This window comes from Candidatus Eisenbacteria bacterium (assembly GCA_020847735.1).
In the GTDB taxonomy this organism is placed as follows: domain Bacteria; phylum Eisenbacteria; class RBG-16-71-46; order RBG-16-71-46; family RBG-16-71-46; genus CAIXRL01.
Genome location: JADLBL010000010.1, coordinates 1 through 25,498 on the forward strand (window position 1 = coordinate 1; position 25,498 = coordinate 25,498).

Consider the following 25,498-nt stretch of genomic DNA (forward strand, 5'->3'; position numbering starts at 1 on the left):
CCGACCAGGTGATCGTCAACGCCGGCTATCGCCCCGACCTGTCGTTCTGCCGCGAGCTGGAGGTGCGCGAGACGGGCGGCGCGCTCGAGTGCGCCGAGCCCGGCTTCCACGTGGTCGGCGCCAAGGCCTGCGGGCGCAACGGCGGCTTCACGCCCGAGCGGGGCTGGGCGCGGATCGAGGCCGCGCTCGGCACGCTCGCCGCGAACCTCGGAGCGCCGGCCGGGGCGTAGCGCAGGCGCGGCGCTGAGCTCAACCGGCGACTGCAGTGGCCCCGGCCCACCTCGCGAACGCGCGTTCACGAGGGCCGATCGGAGACGCAGGCTCGTAACAGATGCCGTCCCCCAACTTCGGAAGAGATCGTGTGCCTTGCCACGTGAAGCGCATTTCGTAATGCGATGGACCACCGAGGGCCGGGAAATCCCGGCCCTCGGTGCGAGATCGACCCAAGCCGCAGGCTGCCGGCCCTGACCGCCTGGCCATGGCGCCCCCGCGCTTTGCCCCGCTCCGCGCCGCGGTCTAGCTTCCCGCCATGCCCCTGACTCCCGCGGCGCTCGCGGAGCTGCGCGCGCTGCTCGGCCCCGAAGGCGTGCTGGCGAGCGACGCCGCGCTCTTCACCTACGAGGCGGACTCGCTGGTCATCGAGAAGTTCCGCCCCGAGGTCGTCGCGCTGCCGACCTCGACCGACGAGGTGTGCGCGGTCCTGCGCTGGGCGCGCGCGCACGGGCTGGGCGTCACGCCGCGCGGCGCGGGCACGGGGCTCGCGGGTGGCTGCACCTGCGAGCAGGGCGGCGTGTCGCTGTCGCTCAACCGCATGAACGGGGTGCTGCGGCTCGACGAGGAGCGCCTGTTCGCCTGGGTGCACCCGGGGCTCGTGAACCTGCAGCTCTCGCAGCAGCTCGCGCCCGCGGGCCTCTACTTCGCGCCCGATCCGGCGTCGCAGCAGGTGAGCACGATCGGCGGCAACGTCTCGACCAACGCGGGCGGGCCGCATTGCCTCAAGTACGGGGTCACGCTCAATCACGTGCTCGGGCTCACGGTCGTGCTCGCCGACGGCGTCGCGGCGACGCTGGGCGGCGAGGCGTGCGACGCGCCGGACTTCGACCTCGCGAGCGTCGTGGTCGGCAGCGAGGGCACGTGCGCGATCGTGACCGAGGTGTGCGTGCGGCTGCTGCCGGTTCCCGAGGGCGTCAAGACGATGCTGTTCGACTACGCCGACATCGGCGACGCGTGCGAGACGGTCTCGCGCGTCATCGCGGCCGGCATCGTGCCCGCGGCGATGGAGATCATGGACCGCGTGACGACCGGCGTGGTCGAGGCGTGGCTGCACATGGGCCTGCCGACCGACGCCGGCGCGGTGCTGCTGATCGAGCTCGACGGCCCGGCGGTCGCGCTCGAGCCGCAGGCGGCGCGCATCGAGCAGATCGCGAAGGCGCACCGCGCGCGCTCGACGCGCGTGGCGCAGGACGCGGCCGAGCGGGCGCTCCTGTGGAAGGGCCGCAAGTCGGCGTTCGGCGCGTTCGGGCGAGCGGCGAGCGGGTTCTACGTGATGGACGGCGTCGTGCCGCGCACGAAGCTGGCCGAGGCGTTGGCCGCCACCTACCGGCTGAGCGGGGAGCGCGGCCTCACGGTCGGCAACGTCTTCCACGCGGGCGACGGCAACCTGCACCCCAACGTGATGTTCGACGCGCGCTCGCCGAAGCAGCAGGCCGACGCGCTCGAGGTCTCGCAGGAGATCCTGCGTCTGTGCATCCGGCTCGGCGGCACGATCTCGGGCGAGCATGGCGTCGGCATCGAGAAGCGGCCGATGATGTCCGAGCTGTTCGGCGCGGACGACCTCGCGGTCATGGAGCGGGTGCGGCACGCGTTCAACCCGGATGGCGTGCTCAATCCCGGCAAGGTCCTGCCCGCGGGCGCGGGTTGCGGCGAGGCGCACGCGCGCGGGCCCGCGCAGCTCGGGGGCATGCGTCCGCGCCCCGACGCGGAAGGACCGTGGATATGAGCGGCCTCCTGTCGGCGATCGCGCCGGGGCGCGCGCAGGACGTCACGCGCTTCGCGCTCGGCGGCGCGGCGCCCGCACACGCGGTCAGGCCCGCGAGCGTCGAGGAGGCGGCCGAGGTCGTGCGCGCGTGCGCGGCCGACGGGCTCGCGCTCGTGCCGTGGGGCGGTGGCGTCGCGCTGGAGGGCGAGGCGTTCGAGGGCCGCTACGACGTGGCGCTCGACCTCACCGGCCTCGACCGCGTGACCGTGTACGACCCCGACGACTTCACGGTCTCGGCCGAGTGCGGCGTGACGCTCGCGACGCTGCGCGCGGCGCTGCTTTCGCACGGTCACGAGCTGCCGCTAGAGGGCGCGCACGGTTCACGCGCGACGCTGGGCGGCGTGCTCGCGGCGAACGCGAGCGGCGCGCGGCGGCTGCGCCTGGGCGCGCCGCGCGACCGCATCCTCGGCGCGCGCTTCGTGACCGGCGACGGCGTGCCCGCGAGGACCGGCGGGCGCGTGGTCAAGAATGTCGCCGGCCACGCCGTTCACCGGCTGCTCGCCGGCTCGCGCGGCGGGCTCGGCGTGCTGCTGGAAGCGAGCCTCAAGCTCGCGCCGCTGCCGCCCGCGCGCGTCGCGCTCGCCTACGAATGCGACGCGGCGACGCTGGCCGACGCGCCCCGCTGGGCCGTTTTCCCCCGCCGCGAGCCCGCCGCGCTCACCGTGCTCGGCCGCGATGCGGCGGCCGGCCTCGGCGATTTCGCGACCCCTGCCGCGTTCACGGTCGTGCTCGGCTGGGAGGACGAAGCGGCCTGGCTCGCCAAGTGCGAAGCGTTCGCCGTCGCGAAGCTCGGCCCCCCCGTCTCGCGGGCCGAGGGCGGGGCCGTGCCGCCGATCTGGCAGGCGGCCGCCGATCTCGAGGAGGCGAAGGGCCCGCGCCTGACGTTCGCGAGCGCGCACAACACGCCGGCCGCGGTCGCGTTCCTCGCGGGGCGTGCGTGCGCCGGGAGACTCGTCTTCCACGCCCCGAGCGGCCGGCTGCTGCTCTGGCCCGGGCCGGCCGAGGCGGAGGCGCTCGTCGCCGAGCTGGCCGGGCGGGGCTTCACGCTCGCCGAAGCCCGCGGCGTCGCGCTCGAGCGGCCCGCGCCCGCGGTCGCGATCGCGGCGCTGCGCGCGTCCCTGCGCCGGTCGCTGGATCCCGCCGGCGTGATGGCGCTGGGCGGGCGCTGGGAGCGCGGCGAGTAGCGGACGCGCGTCACGCGCATCGCGTCCTTCCCGCGCGACACCGGAGCCCCGCGACGAACGAAGGGAGGCGTTGCCGGGCCATCGCGCCCGCTCGCCGTCGCCGTGCCCACCACCCCCACACGAACAAATTCCTTGCGCGCTGCTCGTCCGCGGGGCGACCATTGAGCCCCCCGCCCCTTGCCGCCAACTCTCCAGCCCGGCTGCGATCCGGGTCGTGCGCTACAGCTCGAACCGCCAGGACGTTTTCGCAAAGACCTGCCGCGAGGTCGCCGTCATGCGCCGGTCCGCCACGCGCTCGTCGAAGCCGCCGTTGACGCCCGCGTAGAGCACCGTGCCCGGGTGCAGCACCCAGCCGACGAGCGCGTTCACCGCGAGATGCTTCGAACCGCCGTCGTACTGCGGGTAAATGCGCGCCGACAGCCGGCGGGTGAACTGCGCGTTCGCGTTGACGCCGACGAGCCACACGTTCACGACCTCGCCGCGCGTCGGCGTGCGCGCGACGCGGAAGTGCTTCAGGTTGATCGCGGCGGTCAGCCACGATTGCGGGCGCAGCGTGCCGTCGAACAGCCATGTCTCGGTCCAGGCGCGGTACGACTCGGCCGGGGTCGCGCCGTACCACAGCCCGTCGCCCGTGATCGTCTCGAGCGTCCAGGTGAAGGGCCGCCAGCGGTTGTCGGCGAGGAAGGCGTGGACGCGCTCCTGCGGGTAGCGCCGATCGAGCCAGAACTCGTCGAGCGCCTCGAAGCCGAGCGAGAACTCGAAGTTCCTCCGCAGCTGGAAGTCCCACCACGAGTTCAGGAACGAGTAGTCGAGCGCGTTGTTCCGGCCGTGAATGACCAGCGCCTCGTTCGTCCACATCGCGCGCTGGAGCGGTCCGTCCCGCGGGTCCATGCGCCATTCGGCGATCGCCTGCTGGTAGCGGACGCCGACGCGCTCCTGAAATCCCAGCTCGTCGCGAAACCGCGGTCCCATGCCGCGGACGCGCGCGTGCAGCGTCAGCGAGCGCGTGTCGTAGCGCAGGCGCGAGACCCACGCGCCGCCGGAGAAGCGTTCGCCGCGGAACTCGGGTTGCAACCCCGAAAAGACGAGCGAGGAGTCCGTGTACGCGCTGTCGAGGCGCGTCGCCGTGCGTGCGATCTGGCCCGTCCACGACAGCCGGTCCGAGAGCTTGAGCTTCGCGTCGGCCGCGAGGACCGTGTTGCGCGAGCCCCGTGCGACCGCGGGCGCGGTCGGGCCGAAGGCGCCCGGGAAGTCGCCGTCCTGGTCGTGCAGCGCGCCGAGCACGGCGACCGTGTTGCCTTCCCCGAACGGCAGCTCGACGCGCGAGAGCAGGTAGTCGCCGCGCTTCGAGTCGGCCGCGGGCCCGTGCCCCGAGCCCGCCATCGAGACGCCACCCTCGTCGCGCACCCACAGAGCGCCCGTGCGGAGCGCGCCGACCCGGCCCGCCACCTTCGCTCCCGCGATCGGGCTCGCCATGCGGCGCGTGTAGACCAGCTCGAGCGGCGTCTGGAACACGTCGCCGCCTTCGAGGAAGAACGGCCGTTTCTCGTCGTACTGGAGCGGGAAGCGCTGGTTGGCCTCGATGAGCAGCGCGTCGGCCTCGATCTGGCTGAAATCGGGGCGGTAGGTCGCGTTGAGCGTGAGCGCGCTCGTCACCGCCGCCTGCGCGTCGAGGCCGGCCGCGCGGCGGCGCGAGTCGCTCCACTCGCGCGATTCGGGCGCGTCGGTCCCGCGGGCCGCGTCGAGCGAACCCGCCACGTAGGGCTCGAGGTACACGGCGTGCCCGCCGCGCAGGCCGGCGAGGCCCGTGAGGTCGGCGGCCTGCAGCATGATCGCGCCCGCTTCGCCCTGCCTCCAGAGCGGCCACGAGGAAACCTCGTTCAACGATTCGCACTGGCGGCGCAGCCACAGCCGCCAGGGCCTCGCGCCGCCCTCGGTGAAGCGCAGCGTGCGGAACGGGATCGCGATCTCGGCCGTCCAGCGGTCGGGCCCGCGCCGCACCTCGGCGTCCCACACGCCGTCCCACTGGAAGTCGGGCTCGTCGGTGAGCGTGCCGTCGAGCTGCACGCCGAACGCGTTCACGCCGAAGATGTAGGCGCGCTGCCCGTCGCCGTCGGTGTCGAGGTGGATCGCGATGAAGTCGCCATCGGTAATGCGGTCGCGCGGCATGACGCTCGCCGCGGGGCGATGGGACTCCATGCAGGTGATGCCGAACACGATCCGGCGCTCGTCCACCAGCACGCGCACCGCCGTGGATTCGCCCGGCGCCTGGCCCTCGCGCGCATACAGCAGCCGGAAGTCCGTGATCGGCGGCGCCGCCGCCCACGCCGGCTCGTCGAGGACGCCGTCCACGCGCAGCGGACCGCTCGCGCGCGTCACCGCGCAGGTCGGGCGGGCCGATGGCGAAGCGGAAGCGGCCGCCGGGGCGAGCACGACCAGGAAGACGGCCAGCGCGTGGCCGCGAAGCGAGTTCAAGGGGGATCTCCGCCGGGGACGGGGACGGCAGCAGGGTGAGGCGAGGCGCAGGGTAGCCGCGCGGCCCGGGGCGGCTCAATCGAGATCGTGTTCGCGGGCCTGCCATTCCCCTGCATTCCTTATAGTGTCGGCCGTTCCCGCCGCGACTCACCCGGTCTGGAGGTTCCGCTCATGTGTTCCGTCGCCGCCGCGCCGCTCGCCCTTGCCCTCGCCGCCGCGATCGCCACGCCCGCCTGCGCGGGCGTCGTGGCCGCCGGCCGGCCGAACCCGCTCGCGCACACCTACTCGATCGTCGCGCGCGACGCGAAGACCGGCGAGATGGGCGTCGCCGTGCAGTCGCATTACTTCTCGGTCGGGCCGGTGGTGCCGTGGGCCGAGGCCGGCGTCGGCGCGGTGGCGACGCAGTCGCTCGTGCTCGTGGACTACGGCCCGCTCGGCCTGCAACTCATGCGCGAGGGGCTCACGGCGAAGGAGGCGCTCGACTCGCTGCTCAAGGCCGATCCGCACAACGAGGGCCGGCAGGTGGCGATGGTGGACGCCTTCGGCGGCATCGCCGCGTACACGGGCAGGGCGTGCATTCCGGACGCGGGCGACGCGCAGGGCGACGGCTTCTCGTGCCAGGCGAACCTGATGGCGAACGCGACCGTGTGGCCGGCGATGAAGGCGGCCTTCGAAAGCGCGCAGGGCGATCTCGCCGAGCGGATGATGCAGGCGCTGGAAGCGGCCGAGAAGGCGGGCGGCGACATCCGCGGCCGCCAGTCGGCGGCGATGGTGATCGTGAAGGGCCGGTCTTCGGGCAAGCCGTGGAACGACTACGTCATCAACCTGCGCGTCGAGGACTCGCCGAAGCCGCTCGAGGAGCTGCGGCGGCTCATCACGCTGCGCCGCGCCTACAACGCCGAGGACCGCGGCGACGCCTTCACGGCCGAGAAGAAACCCGCCGAGGCCGCCGCGGCGTACGCGGAAGCGGTGAAGCTCGCGCCCGACGTGGTCGAGCTGCAGTTCTGGGCGGCGCTCACGATGTACACGACCGGCCAGACGAAGGAGGGGCTCGAGCTCTTCCGCAAGGTGTTCGCGCGCGAACCGCGCTGGCTGGAGCTGATCCCGCGGCTCGCGAAGGTGGGCCTGTTCCCCGACGACGCGAGGAAAATCGCCGAAGTGCAGGGCATGCGGTCCCGCTCCCGGCTGAGCCGCTGACGCGGACCATCCGCGGCGGGGTCCGCCGGGGCCGCGCGCACCGGTAGCGGCGGCCGCACGCCGGGGTTATCTTCCGCGCCCTCGCACGCCGCACGCACCCGACTCACCCGACTCACCCGAGGACGAGATGACCCCGAAGGACAAGCCGTCGAGCCGCTACCTGCGCGGCACCCGCATCAACCCACCGGCGATCACGGGCAAGGAAACCGTCGCCGACCTGGTGGATCAGGCGTTCCTCGCCTACAACGGCGCCCGCCTGCGCGAGGGCGCGCGGCTGCTGGTCGAGCGGATGCTCGCCGACGACGTCACGGTGGCGCTGTCGGTGACGGGAGCGCTGACGCCCGCGGGGCTCGGCATGAGCGCGATCATCCCGCTCATGCGCGCCGGGTTCGTGGACTGGATCGTCTCGACCGGCGCGAACCTGTACCACGACGCCCACTTCGGCCTCGGGCTGGCGATGCACCAGGGCACGTTCGCGGTGGACGACGTCGAGCTGCGCGAGAAGGGTGTCGTGCGCATCTACGACATCTTCTTCGACTACGAGGTGCTGCTCGACACCGACGCCTTCTTCCGCGAGATCATCGCGGGCCCCGAGTTCCAGCGCACCATGAGCACCGCCGAGTTCCACCACCTGTGCGGCAGGTACCTGCGCGCGCGCGAGCAGAAGCTGGGGCTCGAAGCCCGCTCGCTGCTGGCCGCCGCGTACGAATACGGCGTGCCGATCTACACCTCGTCGCCGGGCGATTCGTCCATCGGCATGAACATCGCGGCCAAGGCGCTGGAGGGCGGCAAGCTGCTGCTCGACGTGAACGCCGACGTCAACGAGACGGCCGGCATCGTCTGGGACGCGAAGGCGCGCGGCGGACGGAGCGCCGTGTGGATCCTGGGAGGCGGCAGCCCGAAGAACTTCCTGCTGCAGACCGAACCGCAGATCCAGGAGGTTCTGGGCATCGCCGAGAAGGGTCACGACTACTTCCTCGCCTGCACCGACGCGCGGCCGGACACCGGCGGGCTTTCCGGCGCGACGCCGGCCGAGGCGGTGAGCTGGGGCAAGATCGACCCCGACCAGCTGCCGGGCACGGTGATCTGCTACGCCGACTCGACGATCACGCTGCCGCTGCTCACCGCGTACGCGCTCGCCCGCCACGCGCCGCGCGAGCGCAAGCGCCTCTACGATCGCCGCGCCGACGTCATGCAGCGCCTGAAGGATGCGTACTTCGCGCACGGACGGGCGAACGAGGGCGCGGCGAAGGAGTAACGGCGCCGCGGCGATGGGCGCTCAGGGCAGGACGACGATCCGTTTCACCGACTCGCCGCGCGCCGCACGCAGCCGGCACAGGTATAGGCCCGGCGCAAGACCCGAGACGTCGGCGTCCAGCGTGTGCGAGCCGGCGGACCATGCACCGTTCGCCAGCTCCGCGACGCGCCGACCGGCGGGGTCGAAGACCTCCAGGCGCAGGGACCCCGCGGAGGCGAGCTCGACGGTGAACGAGACGCTCGAGCGCGCGGGGTTGGGCACGATGCCCGCGAGCCGGCAGCCGGCCGGCGCGCCGCCGTCCGCGGCGAGCCACGCGGCGACCGTGGCCGCGCGCGCCCGAAGGAACGACGCCAGCCCGGGCACGACGAGGTCGCCCAGGCGCACGTCGGAAACCAGGCTCTCCTCGAACTGCTCGTTCGTCGTCGCCTTCTTCGGATCGGCGAGGACGTACGGGCGCACGAGGGCCGCGAGCGAATCCACCCGCGCGAGCAGGCGCGGAACCGAGAACTGATCGCGGAAGAGCGCCGCGTAGCCGTCGAGATAGTCCCGACGCAGCGCCGGCTCCCCGAGCAGCCTGGCGAGCAGCGGGCGGTCGTCGTCGTCGCTCACGTAGTCGGGCGGAAGCGTCCGCGGGTCGGTACGGTCCACCCGATAGGCGCCGAAGCTCAGGCCGGCGTCCCACGCGATCCACTCCATCGGACGACCGTCCTTTGGGAAGTAGGCGTAGAAGTTGCGCCCGCTGCCCGCGTACGAGTCGAGGTTGCCGAGCAGGTTGTCGGCCGCCATCGCCCGACCGAAGCGCTCGAGCTGGACGAGCGAGGGAAGCGCCGCGGGCAGGTCCGGCGAGTGCGCGAGTGCGTCCGCCACCGCGAGAAGGTCGGACCACGGGCGCTCCGAGTCGTCGGTCTTGAGCTCGTAGCGATCCGTGTAGTCGGCCGGGTCGGGCCCGTACCAGCGGAAGTCCGACAGTGGCGGCGGTCCCCCGCCCGCGTTCGTGGCGATTCCGTCCACGGCCTTGTAGAGGTTGCCGTCTTTCTCCCCGAAGCGGGACTCGAGGAACTTCTTGTCCACGTGCTCGACGAGCACGTAGAGCCCCCATGGCTCCCCGTTCACCTCCAGCGTCGCGTGGTTGGCGCGGGGCGCCGCGACGCCGGCATCGCGAAGAAAGCCCAGGTGGAGCTTCTCGCGCAGGAACGAAGGGTCCCGCCAGGCGTTGTTGAGGTGAACGCTCTTGAGCCCGTCGAGCCGCTGCGAACCGCGGAACTCGTCGAACACGAGCCGGAAGGGCTTCTTGTCGTTCGAGAACAGGTACGACGACTGACCCTTGAATCGGACCCCGACGCTGTCGTAACTCGCGCCGTTCACCACCACGACGGCCGGCAGGTACGTCTCGACGCCCGCGTCGTGCCATGCGGCGAGCGTCTCGCGCCACGCCGGCTGCGCGAACGCGATCGAGATCGCGTGCACCTGATCGCCGGCGAACAGCGAATCGCCGGCGGCCAGCGACTCGCGCACCAGCGGACCCGCCGCCAGCGCCGCTCCGCACGCGAGCATCACGAACCAGCGCTGGTGCCGCCTCCCTTGCGGCGCGGCGCACCGCGGACCGCACGGCTCCCGGCTCATCTCGGCGCCTCCGGCATGGCGGCGTGCCCGCCGATGCTTCCGCTCGACAGCCGGCGCAGCGAGGCGACGACGGCCGCCGCCTCGGTGTCGTCGCGGCCCTCGCCGGCGAGCAGCGCCCGGTACCGCTCCAGCGAGCGCAGCGCCGCCTCGTACTGGCGTTCGGCGAGCTGCGCCGCGGCCCACTTTCGCCAGGCGTCCGGGGCCCGCGGCCGCAGCACGCGATAGGCGTAGGCCTCGATCGCGCCCTGTGTCCGCCGCTCCGGCGACGCCAGGTACAACGCCGCGAGGCGGGCGTGAAGATTCGGCGAGAGTCCGGCCAGCCGCACGGCCGCCTCGAGCGAGGCGATGCGCGCGGCCGTGTCCGGCACCGCCTTCACGCCGCCCGCCGTGCTGTCGAGCGCCGCGGAAAAGACGGGTGTGATGCCCGCCGCCCGCAGGTCCGAGTACGCCGCCAGCGTGTCGCCCTGGGCGAGCTTCGCCCAGCCGCGCCAGCGGCGGAGGTCCCGCGCGGAGGGGTCCTTCGTCAGCGCCAGGTCGAGCGCGTCGCTGGCGGCCTGCGGACGGTCGGCCAGCAGCATGCTGTAGGCGAACGACGGCAGCATCATCGGATCGTCGCTGTGGTCCACCAGCGCGCCGTTCTCGACGCTGAAGAAGTAGATCGGCCCGCGGGCGGCGAGTCCCGCGCCGAACTCGCCGAGAAAATGGCTGCGCAGCGACGTGTCGCGGTACGCCCAGCGAAGCAGCGCTCCGCTTCCGGCCTGCCAGCCGGCGGCCGGTGGAACGTCGGCGAAGAAGACGGTGCTGCGGCGCGGCAGCGTCGGCCGCGCGGATTTCAGCTCGGCGAGGAACTTCGAGCTCAGCCCCATGGCGCGGCGCACGGAATGGTCGGTGACGTGCGAGCGCCAGGCCCAGGGATCCGGCCGGCCGGCGAACTCGTCGAGCCGGGTGGCCTGAACGCTGAGCAGCGTGGTCAGCGCGATCGTCGCGGCGACCACCGTGCGCGGGGCGGTGGCGAGCAGGGCGGCGAGCGAAAGCGCCGCGCCGCCGAGCGCGAACAGGTAGAAGTACGCGCTCCAGATGGACGACACCGCCACGACGGGCGCAGCGCCCGCCGCCGCCCATGCGAGACCGGCGAAGGCCACCCGGCCGCGCGCGCCGGCCGGCAGCGCGGCGTCCGGCGCGCCGGCCCGCGCGCCGCCGGCGAGCCAGATCAGCAGCCCGGCGGAAATCGCCAGCCACTGCGCCGACGCGCTCCAGTGGCCGAGCACGGGTTGGCCGGCGCGGAACTCGAGGCCGAGCGCGACCTGCAGCCCGTGAACGAACGCCGCGAGCGGCGCCGCGGCGACGCCCGTCGGAAGATCGGGCCGCGCCGGGCGCGCGCCGGAGGTGGCCAGCCACAACGCGAGCCACAGCACGAGCACGCCCCCGAGCGCCGCGCTCGCGCGCAACGCGCCGCGCAGGTCCGCGCCCCGCGCCCACAGCAGCGCCACCACGGCCACCGGCGCCGCGACCGCGGACTCCTTCGAGAGCAGCGCGAGCGCCAGCGCCGCGGCGGAGGCGGTCCGGTGGCCGCCGAGCGCGGTCTCGATGCAGAGCAGCCCGAAGAAGGACGCGAGAATGTCCTGCGAGCCCGAAATCCACAGCAGCGGGACCGCCGCGGCGTAATGAAGCCCGAAGAACGCGGCCGCGACCAGCGCCGCGCGGCCGCCGAGCAGCCGGCGCGCGATGCGGAACAGCAGAACCGTGGCCGCCAGGAAGAGGCCGAGGTTCACCAGCCGGTACACCCACGGCTGCTCGCCCCCGAGCCCGCCGACCAGCGCGAAGAACACCTGGCGGCCGACGGGCCGGAAGTAGTTCCCGAGCGGATCGGCGCTGGTCAGCGCCTCCCACAGCGACCCGGCGCGCGCCTGCTCGAGGAACAGGTAGTCGTCGGTCATGAACGGCTGCCGCAGGTCGGCGGCATGCAGCGCGGCGATGCCGGCCAGGAGCACGATCAGCAGGACGACCACGCCGGGCCGCCGCGATTCCGCCTGCGCCGTGTGCTCGGTGGCCATCCGTGGGACCTCGCCAGGGTTCGGGCACGTCGTTCGTCGCCGCCTCCGGGAAACTAGCCCGGGCGATTCCCGAACCGCCAGCCGGGAATGCCGAATGCGCTCGCGAGGCGGGGAGCCGTCCGGCTGCGGGGCGCAGGTGCGCCGGCGACACGCCGGGGGCCGCGGCCGATGCGCGCCGCCGCGCGTCGCGCGCCGGCCTGCGCGAGCGGACGGCCGCGCAGAAGGGGCGGTCGGCTACCGGCGCGAAGCCCCTCCATATAGAGTGCCAGCCCATGTCGAGCACCGACGTCCGACTTCCCGACCTGCGGTTCGTACCCGTGGAGTCCGTCTTCCCGCACGAGTACCACGACCTGCAGCGGACGCTGCCGCTGGTCGGGAAGCTGCGCGAATCGGGCGTGCTGCGGAACCCGCCGATCGTCACGCAGGTGGGCGACGGGCACCGGGTCGAGCCGCGCTTCGTGGTGCTCGACGGAGCCAACCGCACGACGGCCGCGAAGGCGGCCGGCTGGCCGCACATCGTCGCGCAGGTCGTACGCTACGAGACCCCGGCGGTGCAGCTCTTCACCTGGTACCACGGCCTCACGAGCACGGCCCACGCCGACCTCGAGACGAGCCTTTCGCGAATCGCCGGGCTCACGGTCACGCACGACCGGCACCTGCGCGCGCGCGCCATGCTGGCGCGGCGGGAGGCGCTCGCCTGCGTGGTCCTGGCCGACGGCGACGCGCTCGCCGTGCAGGGCGGGCGCACGCTGCACGAGCGCAACGCCCTGCTCAACGAGGTCGTGCGCGTGTATCAGGACAAGGTGCCGTACATTCGCGTCACCACGGACTCGCTGACGCAGGCGCACCTCGAGCATCCCGAGATTTCGGCGCTGGTCGTTTTCCCGCGCTTCGATCCGGCGGAGGTGATCGAACTCGCCGGCGCCGGCGAGCACCTGCCCGCCGGCATCACGCGCCACCTGATCCAGTGGCGGGCGCTGCGCCTGAACGTGCCGCTGGAGAAGTGCATGGATCGCGTGACGCCGATCGAGGAGAAGAACGCCTGGCTCAGGCGCTGGCTGGCCGAGCGACTTCTGACCCGCCAGGTGCGCTTCTACGAGGAGCCCACCGTCATGTTCGACGAGTAGTCCGGTGCAGGCGACCGTCTTCGAGCGCCACGGCGGACCCGAGGTGCTCGAGCCCCGCGAGATTCCCGATCCGCTCCCCGCCGCCGGCGAGGCGCTCGTCCGGGTGCGCGCCTGCGGGATCAACCATCTCGATCTGTGGGTGCGCTCCGGGCTGCCGGGCCTGGTCGTCGAGATGCCGCACGTTCTCGGCAGCGACGTGGTCGGCGAAGTCGCGGCACTCGGACCCGGCGTGTCCGGCCTCGCCGTGGGAGCGAAGACGCTCGTCCACCCGACGCTCTCGTGCGGCGAGTGCGACGCCTGCCGCGCGGGCGAGGACAACCTCTGCCGGCACCACGACGTGCTCGGCCGGCGGCGCAACGGCGGCTACGCCGGGTACGTGCGGGTGCCGGCGCGCAACTGCCTGCCCTTCCCCGACCGGCTCACCTGGGAGCAGGCCGCGGCGGCGCCGCTGGTGTTCCTGACCGCGTGGCACATGCTGGTCGGTCGCGCGAAGCTGCGCGCCGGCGAGGACGTGCTGGTGATCGGCGCCGGCGGCGGCGTCGGCAGCGCCGCCGTGCAGGTGGCCCGGCTCCTCGGCGCGCGCGTCATCGCGACCGCGGGCAGCGCGGCCAAGCTCGAGCGCGCCCGCTCGCTCGGCGCGGAGCAGCTCGTGAACCACGCGAGCGAGGACATCGCCGCGCGCGTGCGCGGGATCACCGCCCGCAAGGGCGTCGAGGTCGTGTTCGAGCACGTCGGCGGACGCGTCTTCGAGGCCGGCGTCGCCTCGCTGGCCCGCAACGGCCGGCTCGTCACCTGTGGGGCGACGATCGGCGCGAAGGCGACGCTCGACCTGAACCTGCTGTTCGGCCGCCACCTCTCGCTGCTCGGCTCGTGGATGGGCACGCGCGACGAGATGGTCGCGGTGCTCGCCGAGCTGTCGGCCGGCCGCCTCGAGCCGGTCGTGGACTCCGTGATGCCGCTGGCCCGGGCGCGCGCCGCGCACGAGCGGATCGAATCGCGCGCCCATTTCGGAAAGGTGGTGCTGGTGCCATGAAACGCCGCCGCAGGGCACCCTTCGAGTTCGAGCACGTCACCGAACCGCTCGCGCCCCCGCGGGTCTTTCGCGCCCGCATGCTGCGCAGCGCCGCCCTCGCCGCGGGGATCATCGCCTTCTCCCTGCTCATCGGCGTCGTCGGCTATCACACCCTCGCCGGGATCCCGAGCTGGGTGGACTGCGTCTACAACGCCTCCATGATCCTCGGCGGCATGGGGCCGGTGGCCGAGATCGGGACCGAGGAAGGCAAGATCTTCGCGTCCGTCTACGCGCTCTACAGCGGCGTCGTGCTGCTCGCCAGCGTCGGCGTGCTCCTCTCGCCCGCGCTGCACCGCGTCCTTCACCACTTCCACCTCGAGCGCGACGAGGACGGCGAGGACTGAACGCGAGCTTCCGTATCGCGGCGGGCGTGACTCCGCGCGGGGCGCGCGCAGCGCCCACGCGTGCACGCGTACGGACGCGCGCCACACGGGGGAACGAGTGCTAACCTGCCGCGCATGAGCGCGCCCAGCAATCCGGCCCCCGGGAGCCGTTCGTGGTTCGACTCCGCGGACCCGCCGTCGCGGACCGGGATCGAGACCTGCATTCACTGCGGCCTGTGCCTGACGGCGTGCCCGACCTACCGGACGCTGCGCACCGAGCCCGATTCGCCGCGCGGCCGCATCTACCTGATGCGCGGGCTGCTCGAAGGCCGGCTCGCGCCGAGCGAGGAGCTGGTCACGCACCTCGACCGCTGCCTCGACTGCCGCGCGTGCGAGACGGCCTGCCCGGCGGGCGTGCCCTACTCGCAGCTCCTGGAAGCCTCGCGCGCGCAGATCGAGCGGCGCGTCCGCCGCGCGAGCCCGCTGCGGCTCCTCGGCCGCTGGGTGCTCGGTCACGTCCTGCCGCATCGCGGCCGCATGCAGCTCGCCGCCGACCTGCTGCGCCTGTCGCAGTCCGGCCCGCTCGCGGCCCTCGCCCGCGCCGCCGACCGTCGCGGCTGGCTGCCGCGCTTCGCCTCGCGCGGGCTGGCGATGACGCCCGCGCTCGAGCCCCGCGCCGAGCGAAGGCTCGAACGCGTCGAGCACCGGCTTCCGCGCGACGCGCGGCTCGAGCGGCGGGCCGAAGGGCTCGTCCTTCACCCCGCGGGCGCGGCGAAGGCACGCGTCGCGTTCCACACCTCGTGCGTCATGGAGACCCTGTTCCCGGCGATCAATCGCGAAACGGTGAGGCTGCTCGTGCTGGCCGGCGCCGAGGTGCACGTGCCGCGGGCGCAGGGCTGTTGCGGCGCGCTGCACGCGCACTCGGGCGACCGCGACGCCGCACGGCGACTCGCGCGGGCGAACGCGAACGCCTTCGGAGCCGACTGCGAGTACGTGGTCTCGAACTCGGCGGGCTGCGGCGCGGCGCTGCGCGAGGCGGGGCATCTGTGCGGCGGCGACGCCGGGGTCGAGCGCTTTTCGGGCCGGGTGCGCGACGTCTCCGAAGTGCTCGAGCAGCTCGGGCTGCCGGCCGCCGGAACGCGCCTGCACGCGCGGGGCGATTCCTCGCACGACCTGCTCGTCGCCTACCACGACGCTTGCCACCTCGCGCACGCGCAGAAGGTGCGCGAGGCGCCGCGGCGCCTGCTGCGCGCGCTGCCCGGCGTGCGGCTCGTGGACCTGCCGAACAGCGACTGGTGCTGCGGCAGCGCCGGCGTCTACAACCTCGTCCAGCCCGAGCTGGCCGACGCCCAGCTCGAAGGCAAGCTCGACAGCATCGCGAGCGTCTCGCCCGGCATGGTCGTGGCCTCGAACCCCGGCTGCCTGATGCACATGCGCCGCGGCGCCGACGGGCGCGGCGTTCGGGTCGCCTTCGCGCACCTGGTCGAAGTGCTCGGCGCGGCCTACCCGGCCGGCGGCGGCGCGTGAAAAACGTGCGCACGCGCCGTCGGGTCCGGCCGCGGGTTCCGGCGCCACCGGAGCCCCGGCGGGCGGGGCCCCGCGGGCGCGCGAACGGCGGCCCGAGGGCATGAGCGTCCCGGTCTTCCCGCGCCGCGCCGCCGCGGCGCTGTTCCTCGCCCGCCAGCGGCTCGACCGGCCGCGCGCACGACGCTTCACCGCCCGCTCGCTGGCGGACTTCGTCGGCGGGACCTGCGGACTGCAGATTGACAGCGTGAACGTGCTCGAGCGCGCGCACCTGCTGACGCTCTGGAGCCGGTTCGGCGCCTTCGAACGCGCCGCCTTCGACCGGCTCGCCTATCGCCGCCGGCTGCTGCTCGAGTACCTCACGCACGTCGCCTGCTTCGTGGACTCGCGCGACCTGCCACTGTGGCGGGCGACGATGGAATCCATGCCGGCGCACTTCCGGCGACGCCACCGCTACCCGGGGCGGCGGCAGCCGTTCGTGGATCAGGTGGAACGCGAGATCGCGGCGCGCGCGCCGCTCGGCAATTCCGGATTCGAGCGTCCCGGCGGCGGCAAGGGCGGCGGCTGGTGGACGTGGAAGCCGGCGACGCACGCGCTCGACTACCTGTGGAAGGCCGGGCGCATCGCCGTCCACTCGCGCCGCAATTTCGAGAAGCTCTACGCGCCGATGGAGCGCGTGCTGCCGCGCTACGCCTCGACCCGGCCGCTGCCCCCCGGCGAACTCGCCCGCGAACGGGTGCTGCGCTCGCTGCACGCGATGGGCGCGGCGAGCCTCGACGACCTCGCCGCCTACTGGACGTGGCCCAAACTCTTCATGCCCGATCTGCGCGGCGCGGTCGCCGCGCTCGAACGCGAGGGCCGGATCGTGCCGGTCGCGATCGAAGGTCTGCGCGGTCACTGGTACGCGCTCGCGGGCGACCTTGCGGCGCTCGCGAAGGCGGCCAGGGTGCGGCGGCCTTCGCGCGGAACGACCCTGCTGTGTCCGTTCGATTCGTTCCTGTGGCACCGCGAACGCATCCTGCGGTTGTGGGGGTTTCACTACCGGATCGAGATCTACGTGCCCGGTCACCGGCGCAAGCACGGCTACTACGTGCTGCCGATCCTGCACGAGGGGCGGTTCGTGGGCCGGGTGGATCCGAAGCTGCACCGCGGTCAGGGCGTGCTCGAGGCCCGCCGCGTCGGCTTCGAGCCGTGGCTCGTGAACGGCGGGACGCCGCCCGGGGGCGCCTGGGGCGCGATCCGGCTGAACGACGCGCTGCGCGGCACGGCCGACAGCCTGCGCTCGCTCGCCCGGTTCACCGGCGCCAGCCGGGTGAAGCTCGGCCGCGTCGTGCCCGCGGCGCTGCGCGCTCCGCTCGCGCGGGCGTTGCGGGAAGCGGGGCCCGAACCGTAGAATTCGCGCGGACGACCTCCCCCGCACGGATCGCGCGACCTCACCCTTCAGGAGCACCCGCCATGCCGCGCACCCGCACCTGTGTCCGACTCGGCGTGCTGCTCGCCGGCCTCGCGCTCGTCGCCGGCGCGCCGCTGCTGGTCGGGCAGCTCCGCGAACGGCACGCCGGCGACGACGAGGAGCGCCGCGAGCGCGCCGAGGGCGGGCCGCAGCGGCCGGCCGACTGGTTCTGGGCGCAGCGCGTGAACGCCGACGGCACCTGGCCGCAGGCGCGCTACGACGCGGCGGTGAACGCCACGCTGGCCGAACGCGACGGCGCGCTGCGCGCCAGCGCGGGTCCCATGCAGTGGGAAAACGTCGGCCCCTACAACATCGGCGGACGCGTCACGGCGCTCGATGCGACGCCCGGCGGCGCGACGCTGTGGCTGGGCGCGGCCGACGGCGGCGTCTGGAAATCGGGCGACGGCGGCGCCAACTGGACGTGCATGACCGACCGCAACTCGTTCGCCTCGATCGGCGCGCTGGCCGTGGACCCCTCGAACCCCGACGTCGTCTGGGTGGGCACGGGCGAGGCGAACGGCTCGGTGGACTCCTACGACGGCAACGGCCTGTGGGTCACGACCGACGCGGGCGCGAGCTGGAACTTTCGCGGGCTCGGCGCGGCGGGCCGGATCAGCTCGGTGGTCGTGGACCCAGCCGACCCGCAGCACGTGCTGGTCGGCGTCATGGGCCGCCAGTTCTCGACCGGGCCCGACCGCGGCCTCTACCGCACGCTCGACGGCGGCACGACCTGGGACCAGGTCCTGTTCGTGAGCGACAGCACGGGCGTGAGCGACATCGCGATGAACCCGCTGCACCCCGACACCGTCTTCTGCTCGACCTGGGAGCGCGTGCGGCGCAACACCTACCGGCGCGCCTACGGCCCCGAGTGCGGGATCTGGCGCAGCGTGGACCGCGGCGCGACGTGGACCCGCATGACGAGCGGGCTGCCCGTGCCCTCGGACGACGTCGGCCGCATCGGGCTGGCGGTCTCGCGCTCGCGGCCCTCCATCGTGCACGCGCAGATCAGCAGCGGCGCGGCCAGCGGCTACGTCGGCCTCGGCTGGTACCGGAGCACCGACGGCGGAACGACCTGGACGAAGCGTGACGTCGGCACGACGTTCCGCAACGCCTTCGGCGGCTTCGCCTGGTACTTCGGCGAGAACGGCGTGGACCCGCTCAACGCCGACCACGTCTACGCGCTCGGCGTCTCGATGCTCCAGTCCTTCGACGGCGGAGCCACCTGGAGCGGGGTCGGCGGCTCCATGCACGTGGACCATCACGCGCTGTGGCTCGACCCGGCCAGCTCGACGCGCTATGTGGTCGGCAACGACGGCGGGCTCTACTGGACGAACGACGGCTCGAACTTCGCCAAGTCGCTGAACCTGCCCATCACGCAGTTCTACGCAGGCGAGGTGGACCCCACCGACGCGACGAAGCTCTACGGCGGCGCCCAGGACAACAGCTCGATCAAGACCGCCACCGGCCCCTCGGGCTGGTTCACGATCCTGGGCGGGGACGGCTTCTACCAGCTCGTGGACCCGGTGAACCCGAACATCGTCTTCAGCGAGTGGCAGTACTGCTGCAGCAACTCCGGCTTCCGACGCTCGACCACCGGCGGACCTTCGGGCGCGACCACGTCGGGGTGGGTGTCGTCGGACCGCTTCGGCTGGAGCACGCCGATCTGCATGGACCCGTCCGACCACAACGTCCTGCTGGCCGGCAGCCAATACGTCTACAAGAGCACCGACAACGGCCTCACCTGGGCGAAGGTGAGCGGCGACCTCTCGACCAACCCGGTCACGCAGCTGCTCTACGGCACCATCACCACGCTCGCGATTTCGCCGGCCAGCTCCAGCGTGTACTACGCGGGCACCGACGACGGAAGAGTCTGGCGCTCGCTCAACGCCGGCGCCTCGTGGGACGACATCTCGGCGGGGCTGCCGAAGCGCTGGGTGACGCGCGTCGTGCCGGACCCGGCCAACGCGCTCGGCGTCTACGTGACGCACTCGGGCTACACCTCGGACGATCAGGCCACGCTCGTCCACCGCAGCCTGAACCAGGGCGGCTCGTGGACCAACGTCTCGGGCAACCTCGCCAACATGCCCGCCAACGACCTGGTCGTGGACCCGGCGAATCCCCAGCGCCTCTACCTGGCGACCGACACCGGCGTGTGGACCACGGCGGACGGCGGGGCCTGGTGGTACGCCCTCGGCTCCGGGCTGCCGCTGCAGGTGATCGCCGACCTCGTCCTGCACGCGGGATCCCGGCAACTTTTCGCCTTCACCCACGGACGCTCGACCTGGAAGCTGGACCTCGGCGCGATGCCGCTGGCCGCCGGTCCGGACGCTCCGCCGGCGCGTCTCGCGCTGTCGGCGCCGTGGCCGAACCCCGCCCGCGAGTCGCTTCGGCTGACGCTCGACCTTCCTCGCAACGAACGCGCGGAAGTGGCGGTCTTCGACGTGGTTGGCCGCCGGGTCGCGTCGCTCGATCCGGGCGCCCCCGGCGCGGGCCGGCGCACGATCCGCTGGGACCGGCGCGACGCCGCAGGGCATCTCGCGCGCGCCGGCGTCTACTACGTCCGCGCCACCTCGGGCGGCGCGAGCGTCTCGCGCCGGGTCGTGCTCGCCGACTGAGGCGGACGGTTCCGCCCGGCTGCGCGGACGAGCGCGCCGGGCGGCCGCGACCGACCGCCGTTTCGACCGCGCCAGCCGCGGCCCGAATGTTGCGAGCGGTTTCGACCGCGCCAGCCGGGCGCGAAACCACCCCCCCTGCCGATTTTCCCTTTGAAATCGCGGTCGTCGCTGCTATACCCACGTCCGGCTAGGGCGCTCGACTCGCGTCCGTCCGTTTTGCAGCACCGTTCCACCGTCTCCAGAGAGGAAGGATCCCCGATGGCGAAGATGATGACGAAGACCCAGATCGCCGGCCACATCGCGAACAAGTTCGAGCTCAGCAAGAAGCAGAGCACCGAGATCCTGATGGAGCTGGCCTCGCTCGCCGCCAAGCAGGCGAAGAACGGCTTCGTGTTCCCGGGCGTCGGCAAGCTCGTGATCGTGAACCGCAAGGCGCGCATGGGCCGCAACCCGCAGACGGGCGAAGCCATCAAGATCGCCGCCAAGCGCGTCCTCAAGTTCCGCATCGCGAAGGCCATGAAGGACTCGGTGCTGAAGTAGATCGCTTCGGCATCACGGCTTTCTCCGGGGCCCCGGCGTACACGCCGGGGCCTTCGGTTTTGCGGCCCGCCGGCGGGGTTCAGCGCCGCCCCCGATCCGCCGATACCCCGGCCGAGTCGGAGGCTCCCAACCGCATGCCCGTGGACGTCACGCTGCTCGAACGCCTGCCGGATCCCGTGCTGCTCGTGCTGCCCGGCGGCGAGACGCTGTATGCGAACCGCGCGTTCCACGACCTCGCCGCGCGGCACGGCGTCGAGCCGAAGCTGACCGCGCTGTTCGGTCCGTCGGCGCAGGTCGTGCTCGCCGAAGCGCGCCGCTCCGGACGCTCGAACGCGTTCCTGCCCGTGGTCGCGAGCGAGCACGCCGACCAGGGCTTCCGCCTGACCGCGCAGGCCGGCGACGACGACGGCACCATCGCCGTCCAGCTCACCGATCTCTCGGAAGAAGTCGCGTGGCGCCACCAGTTGTTCCTGCGCAACAGCGAGCTGACCGTGCTCAACGACATCGGCATGGCGCTCTCGGGAACGCTCGAGATGGACGTCCTCGCGCGCCGGATCTGGGAACAGACCGGTCGCATGATGGACAACTCGCACTTCTTCCTCGCCCTGCACGACCGCGAAACCAACAGCATCCAGTTCGCCCTGTGGGTCGAGGAAGGTCGCATCGCCGGCGTCAACCGTGCGCGCCCCTTCAGCAACAGCGTGACCGAGCACATGATCCTGAGCCGCCAGCCCGTGCTGCTGAACGGCGACGTGCACGCGCAGCTCCAGCAGATGGGCGTCGAGCCGCTCGGGCGGCCGAGTGTTTCGTTCGTCGGCGTGCCGATCCTCTCGGACGGCGAGGCGATCGGCATCCTCGCGCTGCAGGACTACGAGGTCGAGGGCCGCTACGGCCGTCACGAGCTGGGCGTGCTCAACGTGGTCGGCACGCAGGCGAGCGCCGCCATCCGCAACGCGCGGCTCTTCGAGACCACGCGTCGCGCCTACGAGGAGCTGTCGGCGGCCCAGTCGCGGCTGCTCGAGTCCGAGCGCCTGCGCGGCGTGACCGAGACCGTCGGCGCGCTCAACCACGAGGTGAACAACCCGCTCGCGACCATCGTCGGCACGGCGCAGCTCCTGCTGCGCGCCGAAGGCCTCGACCCCGAGACGCGCCAGAAGGTCGAGCGTGTGCTCGAGGGCGCCAAGCGCATCCAGAGCGTGACCGGCAAGATGGCGACCCTCATCCAGGCCAACTCGCGCCCCTACCCCGGGCAGACCCGCATCCTCGACCTGCGCGGCTCGCTCGCGCACGGTGAGGGCGCGAAGCCGAAGTCCGACTCGGCGCTGCTGCGCGCGGCCCGCGAAGCGCTCGCCCTGCGGGCGGCCGCCGCCGTGGACCGGCCGGCGGCGCCGCCGTCCGCCACCCGCGAAGCAGGCCCGGAGGCCGGCGCGGCGTAGGGCTGGTGCGGCCCCGGCGTCCGCCTTCCAGCGTGACCGCGCCGCGCCGCGATGGTAGAAACACGCGCATGGCGATGATCTCGGTCGAGAATCTGAGCAAGACCTACCGCCGCCTGAGCCCGGCGGGCGCCGTGAAGGCGCTGGACGGCGTCTCGCTCGCGGTCGAGCGCGGCGAGACGCTCGGCATCATCGGTCCCAACGGCGCCGGCAAGACGACGCTTCTGGGCTGCCTGCTCGGCTACCTCACGCCCGACTCCGGGCGGATCGAGGTGGACGGCCACGCGCCCGACGACCTCGAGATCCGCGCCATCACCGGCTACCTGCCCGAGAGGCTCGTGCTCGACCGCTGGATGAGCGGGTTCGGCTTCCTGCACCTGCACCACGCGCTCGCGAAACTGCCCGCCGCGACGCGCACGTCCGATTGCGAGGCGGTGCTCGAGCGCGTCGGCCTCGAGCGCTCAGCCGGCGCCCAGCGCATCGGCCGCTACTCGCGCGGCATGCTCCAGCGGCTCGGCCTCGCGCAGGCGCTTCTCGGCTCGCCGCGACTGCTGTTCCTCGACGAGCCCATCTCGGGCGTGGACCCGGCGGGCGTGGTGCTGTTCCGGCGGCTGCTCTCCGAGCTCGCGCACACCGGCGTCACGATCCTGGTCAACTCGCACCAGCTCGCCGAAGTCGAGCGGATCTGCACGCGCGTCGTGTTCGTCAAGGCCGGCCGTATCGAAGCGATGGACACCGTCCGCGCCGGCGCCGCGCACGCGCGCGTGCTGCGCGTGCGGCTCGCGGCCGACGCGCCGCCACCTGATGCCGTGCGGCTCGCGGCCATCGCGCTCGAGGCGGGCGCGCAGTGGAAGGACTGGGTCGCGCCCGAGGCTCGCTTCATCGTCGCCGACGACGCCGGCGCGACACGCCTGCTCGCGAAGCTGCTCGCCGACGGCCAGCCCGTCGTCGAGGCCGCGCCGGAGGAAGGCAGGCTCGAGCGGCTGTTCGCCGCGCCCGGCGGGGAGGCGCGATGAGCCCGGCGCTGATCGTCGCGTTCCTGCGCCAGCGGCTCACCAGCCCGCTGCGGATCATCCTGCTCGGCTTCAGCTTCCTCGCGCCCCTCGGCGCCGTCGCGATCACCCGGAATCTCTCGGTGCTCGAAGGCTCGCCTCTGTGGTTCGCGTTCATACTCGCCGCGGGCGCGATCGGCCAGGAGGTTTCAAGCGGTGTGCTGACGCTGACGTTCGCGCGCCCGCTGCGGCGCAGCGCCTACGTCTTCAGCCGCTGGGCGGGCGCGGGCGGCTTCGCCGCCGCGCTCGGGCTCGTGCAGCTCGCGATCGGCGTCATGGTGATCGTCGCGCGCGGCACGGTGCCGCCGGGCGCGGACGCCGCCGCGCTCGCGCTCGAATGCGTGTTCGTCTCGTTCACCGGCGCCGCGCTCATGGTGATGCTGTCGTCGCTGGTCAACGGGCTGGGCGACGTCGGCGTATGGGTGATCGTCACCCTCGTCGGCTCGCTCGTCGGCGGTATCGCCCGGGCCGAGGACTGGAGCGCGCTCGAGCGCGCCGCACAGGAGCTGCAGCTCACGCTGATACCGAGCGTGCACGCCGGCTGGCTTTTCGGCGCGGGCGATCCGCAACCCTACGGGCTCATCGCCGCGCTCTCGACGCTGACCGCTTCGCTCGCCGTGGCCGTGTGGGTCGTCAATCGAAAGGAGCTGTCCTATGCCGCCGGCTGAGACGCGCCCCGGCTCGACGCGCTTCGACCCCTCGTGGCTGCTGCTGGTCGCCGCGGCGCTGTTCCTGGTCCGCGTGGGCTGGGGCGTGTGGGAGTCGTACAACCCGCCGAAGAAGTCCGAAAAGGTCGCGTGGGTCGAGTTCGCGGGCGCCGAAGCGCTCGCGAAGCAGACCGGCAAGCCGATCCTTTACGACTTCACCGCCGATTGGTGCCCGCCCTGCAACGCGATGAAGGCGGAACTGTTCTCGGACGAGAAGTCCGCGAAGGCCATCACCGGCATGGTCGTTCCCGTCCGCGTGCTCGATCGCCAGCGCGAGGAGGGCCGCAACGCCGCGTGGGTGGACTCGCTGCAGCGCGCCTACGCCGTGGACGGCTTTCCCACGCTGGTCGTCTTCTCGCCGAAGAGCGGCCGAAGCCAGAGGAGCACGGGCTTCGCCGGCAGCCAGCCGACGCTGCAGTGGATCTCGCGCAGCGCCTACGCCGTTCAGTCCGGCGTCGCCCCCGACGGTACGCCGGTGCGCTGAGCGAGTTGGCGCGAGGGGCCGGTCGCATCGGCCGGCCCCTCGCGTTGTCGCCCGACCGCGCGCCTACCGGCCCAACAGCACCATGCGCCGCTGGTCACGAAATCCCGGCGCGGTCATTCGGTAGAGGTAGACTCCCGGCCGCGCCCGCTGGCCCGTCCCATCCGTGCCGTCCCACATGATCGCGTGCGTGCCCGGCCCGAACGCGCCGTCACCGCTCGCGAACATGTGGAGATAATTGAGTCCTTGTCCGGTGTCGTAGTTGATCGCGTGCAGCGACTCGTGGATGAGCTGGCTGTTCGCCGTTCCTCCCGGACGCGTCCAGCGGCCCGGGCCCGTATTGCCGACCTGTGACGGGAACGGGCCGGGGATCTGAAGGGAGTTCTCGTGGTAGAAGCCGGGGTCATTCACCGTCGCGCTGTCCTCGGCCGTCGCCCACCAGTAACCCGATGGCGACAGGCCATAGTTGTGGATGCGACCGCCAGATTCCCAGCCGTCGCCTGCGTAGGTCGCCCACTGGCCGTAGCCACTGAACTGCCTGCCGAAGATGTACGCGTCGATATGGGTGCGTTCCGCGTCGGGGTAGCTGGGTTGGGCGACGCGAATACCGATCGGTGCGTTCTGATCTGAGTTGTAGGTGTTGCGCCGTTCAATAGGCACGCCCAGCGAGTCCAGCACCTGCCTCTGGGCGAGGAAGTCATAGGCGAGCTGGAGGTCGGTCGAGGGCAGCCCGAACGGGTTTCGCCCGCGCTCCTCGCACACAACAAGCCCCAGCCGATCGATGTCGGTCATTGCCGGCGTACCGCTCAGCGAATCGAGCGGCGTGTGGAGGCGCGACTTGTACGTGTCGCTCCACAGGAACTCGAAGTCCCGGTTGGCACGCCGGCTGAGAGCAAGCGGGACTCTGTAGTAATGAAATGGATTCCACGTGTACGGACCGCCGTTTGCGGCGTATGCGGAGTCTCCAGCGAGTCCGCATGGCGGGTCAGCGAAGTCGAGGTTCTGTCCGGAGGTCGGTGACGGGGAAAGGGCCGCGCAGACGACCAGGAGGCAGCCGAAAACGGCGCGACAGGGTAAGTAGGCGCGCATGAGAGACTCCTCACGTCGAGCAGGCGGCCCAAGCGCGAGCGGGGGACGTCGTGGCGGGAGGCTCAAGTAGCCGTCGCGGGCCAGCGCCGATGGCGCGATTATCACTTCCCTGGGGGGGCAAGTATGTGGGCCTTCCGACTTTCGTGTGGCTGAGAACAGCGGCTTGATGGCCTGATAGGCTGCGCGCGGACCCTGACCGCGAGGACGCGCGATGACGATCGACAGCCGGACGCTGTACGCGACACTGCTGGGC

The 25,498-nt window shown here is 72.6% G+C and carries 20 protein-coding genes; 16 read left to right on the top strand and 4 right to left on the bottom strand.

Going from position 1 to position 25,498, the window contains the following annotated elements; all coding sequences use genetic code 11:
- The 3 genes from IT347_04625 to IT347_04635 all read left to right on the top strand — a co-directional run.
- Nucleotides 1–230: hypothetical protein (locus IT347_04625; protein ID MCC6348864.1), on the top strand; the 230-nt coding region annotated here is incomplete at its 5' end.
- 299 nt (nt 231–529) lie between these two features.
- On the top strand, nt 530–1,999 hold the full coding sequence (locus IT347_04630) for an FAD-binding protein (protein MCC6348865.1): 1,470 nt from the start codon (nt 530–532) through the stop codon (nt 1,997–1,999).
- Nucleotides 1,996–3,222, top strand: coding sequence for an FAD-binding oxidoreductase (locus tag IT347_04635; protein ID MCC6348866.1), 1,227 nt, complete (start codon nt 1,996–1,998; stop codon nt 3,220–3,222). Before IT347_04630 ends, IT347_04635 begins: the two co-directional genes overlap by 4 nt.
- 219 nt (nt 3,223–3,441) lie before the next feature.
- On the opposite strand, the gene IT347_04640 is transcribed toward IT347_04635, so the two are convergent.
- Nucleotides 3,442–5,697 carry a carbohydrate binding family 9 domain-containing protein gene (locus IT347_04640; protein MCC6348867.1) on the bottom strand — a complete coding sequence of 752 codons (2,256 nt, stop codon included), beginning with the start codon at nt 5,695–5,697 and terminating at the stop codon, nt 3,442–3,444.
- A 171-nt stretch (nt 5,698–5,868) separates the two neighbouring features.
- Here IT347_04640 and IT347_04645 point away from each other — a divergent pair, with 171 nt between their 5' ends.
- Nucleotides 5,869–6,894, top strand: a complete 1,026-nt coding sequence (locus IT347_04645) for a DUF1028 domain-containing protein (protein MCC6348868.1) — start codon at nt 5,869–5,871, stop codon at nt 6,892–6,894.
- 127 nt (nt 6,895–7,021) lie between these two features.
- On the top strand, nt 7,022–8,152 hold the full coding sequence (locus IT347_04650) for a deoxyhypusine synthase (GenBank protein ID MCC6348869.1): 1,131 nt from the start codon (nt 7,022–7,024) through the stop codon (nt 8,150–8,152).
- A gap of 21 nt (nt 8,153–8,173) precedes the next feature.
- On the opposite strand, the gene IT347_04655 is transcribed toward IT347_04650, so the two are convergent.
- Both IT347_04655 and IT347_04660 read right to left on the bottom strand, forming a co-directional pair.
- On the bottom strand, nt 8,174–9,775 hold the full coding sequence (locus IT347_04655; protein MCC6348870.1) for a CotH kinase family protein: 1,602 nt from the start codon (nt 9,773–9,775) through the stop codon (nt 8,174–8,176).
- On the bottom strand, nt 9,772–11,829 hold the full coding sequence (locus IT347_04660; GenBank protein MCC6348871.1) for a hypothetical protein: 2,058 nt from the start codon (nt 11,827–11,829) through the stop codon (nt 9,772–9,774). The genes IT347_04655 and IT347_04660 overlap by 4 nt, the downstream gene beginning before the upstream one ends.
- A 272-nt stretch (nt 11,830–12,101) precedes the next feature.
- Here IT347_04660 and IT347_04665 point away from each other — a divergent pair, with 272 nt between their 5' ends.
- The 11 genes from IT347_04665 (at nt 12,102) to IT347_04715 (ending at nt 24,159) form a co-directional block, all read left to right on the top strand.
- Nucleotides 12,102–12,956 carry a hypothetical protein gene (locus IT347_04665; GenBank protein MCC6348872.1) on the top strand — a complete coding sequence of 285 codons (855 nt, stop codon included), beginning with the start codon at nt 12,102–12,104 and terminating at the stop codon, nt 12,954–12,956.
- Between the two features lie 4 nt (nt 12,957–12,960).
- A complete protein-coding gene (locus IT347_04670; GenBank protein MCC6348873.1) occupies nt 12,961–13,989 on the top strand; it encodes a zinc-binding dehydrogenase in 1,029 nt (342 codons plus the stop codon).
- A complete protein-coding gene (locus IT347_04675; GenBank protein MCC6348874.1) occupies nt 13,986–14,372 on the top strand; it encodes a hypothetical protein in 387 nt (128 codons plus the stop codon). Before IT347_04670 ends, IT347_04675 begins: the two co-directional genes overlap by 4 nt.
- Before the next feature lie 114 nt (nt 14,373–14,486).
- On the top strand, nt 14,487–15,878 hold the full coding sequence (locus IT347_04680) for a 4Fe-4S dicluster domain-containing protein (GenBank protein MCC6348875.1): 1,392 nt from the start codon (nt 14,487–14,489) through the stop codon (nt 15,876–15,878).
- A 100-nt stretch (nt 15,879–15,978) separates the two neighbouring features.
- Nucleotides 15,979–17,268 carry a YcaQ family DNA glycosylase gene (locus IT347_04685; protein MCC6348876.1) on the top strand — a complete coding sequence of 430 codons (1,290 nt, stop codon included), beginning with the start codon at nt 15,979–15,981 and terminating at the stop codon, nt 17,266–17,268.
- Nucleotides 17,269–17,330: 62 nt separating this feature from the next.
- Nucleotides 17,331–19,943 (top strand): T9SS type A sorting domain-containing protein, encoded by a 2,613-nt coding sequence (locus tag IT347_04690; GenBank protein ID MCC6348877.1) that lies wholly within the window; start codon nt 17,331–17,333, stop codon nt 19,941–19,943.
- Between the two features lie 258 nt (nt 19,944–20,201).
- Entirely contained in the window at nt 20,202–20,483 is a 282-nt protein-coding gene (locus IT347_04695; GenBank protein ID MCC6348878.1) for an HU family DNA-binding protein, read from the top strand.
- Between the two features lie 134 nt (nt 20,484–20,617).
- The gene (locus IT347_04700; protein ID MCC6348879.1) at nt 20,618–21,919 is read left to right on the top strand and encodes a GAF domain-containing protein; all 1,302 of its coding nucleotides are present in this window, start codon (nt 20,618–20,620) and stop codon (nt 21,917–21,919) included.
- A 32-nt stretch (nt 21,920–21,951) separates the two neighbouring features.
- On the top strand, nt 21,952–22,932 hold the full coding sequence (locus IT347_04705; protein ID MCC6348880.1) for an ABC transporter ATP-binding protein: 981 nt from the start codon (nt 21,952–21,954) through the stop codon (nt 22,930–22,932).
- The gene (locus tag IT347_04710; GenBank protein ID MCC6348881.1) at nt 22,929–23,636 is read left to right on the top strand and encodes a hypothetical protein; all 708 of its coding nucleotides are present in this window, start codon (nt 22,929–22,931) and stop codon (nt 23,634–23,636) included. Before IT347_04705 ends, IT347_04710 begins: the two co-directional genes overlap by 4 nt.
- Nucleotides 23,623–24,159, top strand: a complete 537-nt coding sequence (locus IT347_04715) for a thioredoxin family protein (GenBank protein ID MCC6348882.1) — start codon at nt 23,623–23,625, stop codon at nt 24,157–24,159. Before IT347_04710 ends, IT347_04715 begins: the two co-directional genes overlap by 14 nt.
- A gap of 63 nt (nt 24,160–24,222) precedes the next feature.
- On the opposite strand, the gene IT347_04720 is transcribed toward IT347_04715, so the two are convergent.
- Nucleotides 24,223–25,245, bottom strand: a complete 1,023-nt coding sequence (locus tag IT347_04720) for a hypothetical protein (protein MCC6348883.1) — start codon at nt 25,243–25,245, stop codon at nt 24,223–24,225.
- Nucleotides 25,246–25,498 lie beyond the last annotated feature (253 nt).